The sequence below is a fragment of the Endozoicomonas sp. YOMI1 genome (assembly GCF_024606345.1).
Classification (GTDB): Bacteria; Pseudomonadota; Gammaproteobacteria; order Pseudomonadales; family Endozoicomonadaceae; genus Endozoicomonas.
Map to the genome: position 1 here is coordinate 1 of NZ_JAHHPM010000579.1, position 4852 is coordinate 4852.

Annotated in this window: 5 protein-coding genes; 3 read left to right on the forward strand and 2 right to left on the reverse strand. The window is 46.4% G+C overall.

From position 1 onward, the window contains the following. A partial coding sequence (locus tag KDK15_RS20270) for an anion permease (protein ID WP_257297215.1) occupies nucleotides 1-1595 on the forward strand: 1595 nt, incomplete at its 5' end. A gap of 55 nt (nucleotides 1596-1650) precedes the next feature. Here the strand turns inward: KDK15_RS20270 and KDK15_RS20275 are convergent. Then, nucleotides 1651-1848, reverse strand: coding sequence for a DUF2788 domain-containing protein (locus tag KDK15_RS20275; RefSeq protein WP_257297216.1), 198 nt, complete (start codon nucleotides 1846-1848; stop codon nucleotides 1651-1653). 244 nt (nucleotides 1849-2092) lie between these two features. Here KDK15_RS20275 and KDK15_RS20280 point away from each other — a divergent pair, with 244 nt between their 5' ends. Together KDK15_RS20280 and KDK15_RS20285 are read left to right on the forward strand one after the other, a co-directional pair. Next, entirely contained in the window at nucleotides 2093-2455 is a 363-nt protein-coding gene (locus KDK15_RS20280; protein ID WP_257297217.1) for a hypothetical protein, read from the forward strand. A gap of 53 nt (nucleotides 2456-2508) precedes the next feature. After that, a complete protein-coding gene (locus KDK15_RS20285) occupies nucleotides 2509-4548 on the forward strand; it encodes a hypothetical protein (RefSeq protein WP_257297218.1) in 2040 nt (679 codons plus the stop codon). A gap of 57 nt (nucleotides 4549-4605) precedes the next feature. Here the strand turns inward: KDK15_RS20285 and KDK15_RS21640 are convergent, their stop codons facing one another. Beyond that, nucleotides 4606-4839, reverse strand: coding sequence for a DUF416 family protein (locus tag KDK15_RS21640; RefSeq protein ID WP_373691423.1), 234 nt, complete (start codon nucleotides 4837-4839; stop codon nucleotides 4606-4608). Between the last annotated feature and the right edge of the window lie 13 nt (nucleotides 4840-4852).

The window sequence follows — 4852 nt, forward strand, 5'->3', positions numbered from 1 at the left end:
GATTTTGTGAGGGAGCGCCGTACCGGGGAGTACGGTCGACTGAGCAAAACTCCCTCAGAGCGGCAAAGGGCAAGCGAGAACGGGAGCACGTTTATGAAATATCCGGGCTAGACTATGGCCTTAACCATATTTTACAAGGGGGTTGTGTGAGTACACCACCAGTAAGCTGTGAACACCCTCAGCAACGGGCAACTGATTTGAAATCAGTTATCAGTTTTTTTGCTCCATTGCTATTGGGGGTGATTCTGTGGGTGCTTCCTGCACCGGAAGGTCTGGATCTGCAGGGGTGGCATATGCTGATTATTTTTATCAGCACCCTGTTGGGGGTGATGGTCACCCCAATGCCCATGTCTGCAATCACGCTTATGGGGGTGACAGCCCTGGGACTGACCAAAACGCTGACCCTCAAGCAGGCGCTGGCGGGTTATGGTGATCCTGTAACCTGGCTGGTGGTGCTGGCGTTTTTTATCTCTCACGGGTTTATTAAAACCGGGCTTGGGCTCAGAATTGCCTACTACTTTATGCGTATCATGGGGAAGAAAACCCTGACGTTGGGTTATGGACTGACCCTGACGGATATGCTGCTTGCTCCGGCAATGCCCAGTACTACGGCTCGCGCAGGTGCCGTGGTGTACCCTATTATGCGATCCATTGCCACTGTCTATGACAGTAAGCCGGGAGCGACCGCCAACAGCATGGGGGCCTTTCTGTTAATGATTGTCTTCCATGCTAATGCTATTACCAGCACCATGTTTCTGACCGCCATGGCGGGTAATCCACTGGTGGTCAAGCTTGCTGGCAATCAGGGTATTGAGTTGAGCTGGGCGATATGGGCATTGGGGGCATTGTTACCCGGTATTGTCTGTCTTATCTTAATGCCGCTTTGTTTGTATCGCATTATCCCGCCTGAATTGAAAGAAACCCCCATGGCCGTCAAGGTGGCACAGGATGAACTTCACCGCCTGGGCTCCCTGACCAGGGATGAATGGATTATGGCTGGTACATTTCTGGCCCTTCTTCTGCTTTGGATATTTGGTCAGCAACTGGGCTTTTCAGCGACACTGGTTGCTATGGTGGGGGTTTGCATTCTGCTGTCAAGTGGTGTTCTGAACTGGGATGATCTCCGTGGTAATAAGGGTGCCTGGGATACCATGATCTGGTTTGGGGCATTTATTACCATGGCTCATTACCTCAGTGCCTTTGGCGTAGTGAGCTATGTCAGTGACCAGGTTGGCGTTCTGTTTGGCGGTTTGCCCGCCTGGCTGGCAATGATTACCGTCTGTGGACTGTACTACTTTTTCCATTACTTCTTTGCCGCATCCACAGCTCAGATCAGTGCCATGTATGTCGGTTTTCTGTTGATTATGCTCGGTGCTGGTGTTCCCCCTCTGGGAGGTGCCCTGATGCTTGCCTATATGAGTAATATTTGTGCAGTTATTACTCACTATGGGAACGGACCCGCACCAATACTTTATGGTGCTGGTTATGTCTCTCTTTTCACCTGGTGGAAAGTCGGGTTGATCATGAGTTCGCTCTATTTGCTGGTGTGGCTGGGGCTGGGTAGTGTCTGGATGTCCTGGTTAGGTTATTTATAGTCAGCAAGTTGTAACCACCAGGTAACCTGGCGATCTGTCACCTTGCTGTTACAACCTAAACGATCATCTCAACAAGAAACGTTTTGATCAGGAAACCCAGGACTCCAAGGCCGAGAGCTCCAAAGAGTACAAATGTACCCCATTTTCCCGCATTGGATTTTTTGGCCAGGTCATAAACGATAAAAGCCATAAATAAAACCAGACCGCTGATTAAGACCTGCAACATGATGGTTTCGAACTCAGCAACATCCATGGAACCTCCAGAAATTTTGCCGACTTTTTTTGTCGACTTTTTTATGCCGATATTGTAGGCAATTTACTGCTGAGTCGCCAATATGCCATAGAATCTCGGTACAACTTTCCCCCCAGTTGATGCTTCATAGCAAGGCTCTGCGATGCTGAAGCGTTAACAGACCCTACACAGATTTGTCCCCTGACCGATATAGGTATCCAGAGAGTTTCAAAATGATCTGGTCAAAGGCTATCCGGGGGTAGGTATGGCGCTCAAACTCAGGCTGGTAGATATCACCAAATTACAAAAATCCAACTATCTGGCTTCTGAAGCATCAAAGGCTGCCGTCCGGGAGGCAAAAGTGTTGCTGGATAAGCAGGAAGCGTTTATGAAAAATGGTGGAATGGACCGGCAAAAGTTACGTGCCTTTATTAATAGTGACTACTGGACATCTCGCCAAAAGCAGAAAGCCAGGGAAGAACTGCTCAATTTTCATAATGAGTTTAAAAGCAATATGGCCAATGAAGCATCGGCTAAGCGCAAAGAGCTCGGTAATGCCAGCCGTCTGCTCAGTCAACGCAAAGTGAAGAAAGCAAGTACCGTTAAAAAGCGCTCCGGATATGTATAGGCCGTAAACAGATCAGTATTAAAAGATAACTGCTTTTCAGGGATGAGCACAGCATGAATAACGTTAATGGCGTTTCCACGACTAATAATATAAAAACTCTAAATCCGGCAGATATGAGTCAGCAGGACTTCATTGCTGCTGTTTATCTTGAACGTGGAGAAATGCTGGACTCAGAAGTTCGACGAATTATTGGTGAAATTGATAAAAGTAATCAGTATGTAGAAGCCATTAATACGTTGATCGGTAAGGCTAATGTTGCCGAGTATGGATCAACGCATTATTCATCCACCACATGGCAGGTTAAGGGCAAAAATGTTGTACTTGATAATGGTTACGGGTTGAATTTCCAGCCAGATGGTAAAGGTGGAAATAGCTTCACTCTACTTGACAGTGATGGTAATCAGTTAATCTATCAGAACCAAACTCTGATACCTGTGCCTGCCGGCGCCACGGTGGATGCACTGGAAGTTGGCATTCCCGTGATGAACGACATGACTTATATACTGGATGATGGCACTGAGATCACCTTTAAGACTGGAACCCCGGATAAAGCATTCAACTCCACGGACTTTTCCGGAGGATTGGCGGATATAACCTCGATTATCATTACCAGGGATAACCAGGGAATGAAAATCAGTGATGTCAATGTTGCCGGATCAATGAAAATCGGATCCCCTACCATTGAGACCCCAACTGACCCGGTGGCAAACAAGCCGACTACGACCACGCGAACGGTAAATGTTGCAGCTGACAAACTGTCGACGTATGAGGATTACAATGAATCCGAAAATTACGACACTATTGATGTCGCCCATGGGAGTAAAGTACTCTCCATGTGGGAAGGGGTTATTAAGAATAAATCTGCGGCGGAACAGGCAGCCCTATTGGCCAAGATAAAGTCGGATGGCGGGATGTCTATTGACTGGAAGCTCGGTGAATTGGATTTAGCGGATAGTACTTATACTAAAACGTTTACTTACCAGCCTTATGGCAATGAAACGCTCTACCAATTTATTGAACGTGCCGTTAATCGCTCCAAATTGGATTTCCGTAACTATGTCATGGATGAGGAAGGCGATATAGATATATATTATGTCAGTACCGACATTAAGCTTCCCGCTTATAGTTATCCGGAAGTGATACCGGCGACGAGTAAAACAACCAGTTCCGTTCCATCCAATTGGGTCGGTAAAAAACGGGAATTTTATAATTCTGAGGATTATGGGAATATCAAGGTATTCACTGATGATTATTTATTAAAATTGAAAAATGAAATTCTTGAAATGAACCTTTCTGAGGATAAGATGAGGGGGTTTGAAAAAGAGTTGCAGACCAATGGCTATACCATTACCTTGGAGCTGTGGGATACTGATGGGTCAATGGACTACTATAACGAATCGTATCACTACAAAATGATATCCGGAGAGGATACGGATGATTTCTTTGACCGCGTGATGGAACAGTCAGCAGCAAGATTTAAAAACCAAATAAAATACCATGAGAATGAGGGGGAAATTGAAATAGATGAAATCTCTGCCTCGAGTTCTTTGCCCGGATTCTCCTATGATCGGTATGCGGCAGCTCCCCAGGATGATAATTCCGCTCGCCCGAACAACCGCCATAGTCTGGATATCAATAATCATGATGGTCACATCCTGTTTGAAGCCGGAGGCATGCACCAGTGGGAGTACGATGGCCGGGGTACCCAGGCGATAAGCAAAACGAATCCCAATGATTCCAGCAACCAGGTATCCGGTTTTTTTGGCAGGAAGCTGGCGTTCAGCCAGGCAAACAGTGGTGAGTTTAACGGTACCACGCCGTTTATGACCCAGAAGGAGAAAGAACTCCTGACTAATATATTGAGGATTACCTATCCAGATGCCAGTGGTAATGGTCGGCTGACCCCGGAAGAGTGGGTCACTTTAAAGAAGAGCCTGATTAATGCCCGGGATAATCTCAATGGCAACAGTCAGATTCAGACCGTTCAGCTGCAAAGGGCGATGCAGACGTATAATCAAAACTTTGAAGCCATGTCCAACTCCCAGCAGAGGATTTACTCCCTGCTCAGGGATATCATTTCTAATGTGAAGTAATCAGCTATAAGGTCAACCGGTATTGACTGTGTAGCAGTGAATGCCGGTCAGCTGAACTTAATCAAGACTGATCCCCAGTTGACTAACACCATCGTTGGCAGGAAGTAGCCGAAGCTCTCTGGTAAATTCTTTTGATGGTTTCTTTTGCTGACAGACCATCCTGGTCAATTCACTGATAAACCGACGTTGAACCTCAAACAGTTCATGCTCTTCAATATACTGCGTCAGTTCTGTCTCTTTAAGCTCTTGTGCTTCTTCGTCAAATAGCCCCGCTATTCTCCTCAGAATCAGAAATTTTTATCCT

Bases quoted from the DNA above. Each gene is read 5' to 3' on its own strand.
- KDK15_RS20275 (WP_257297216.1), bottom strand. From the start codon at position 1,848: ATGGATGTTGCTGAGTTCGAAACCATCATGTTGCAGGTCTTAATCAGC.
- KDK15_RS20285 (WP_257297218.1), top strand. From the start codon at position 2,509: ATGAATAACGTTAATGGCGTTTCCACGACTAATAATATAAAAACTCTA.
- KDK15_RS20280 (WP_257297217.1), top strand. From the start codon at position 2,093: ATGGCGCTCAAACTCAGGCTGGTAGATATCACCAAATTACAAAAATCC.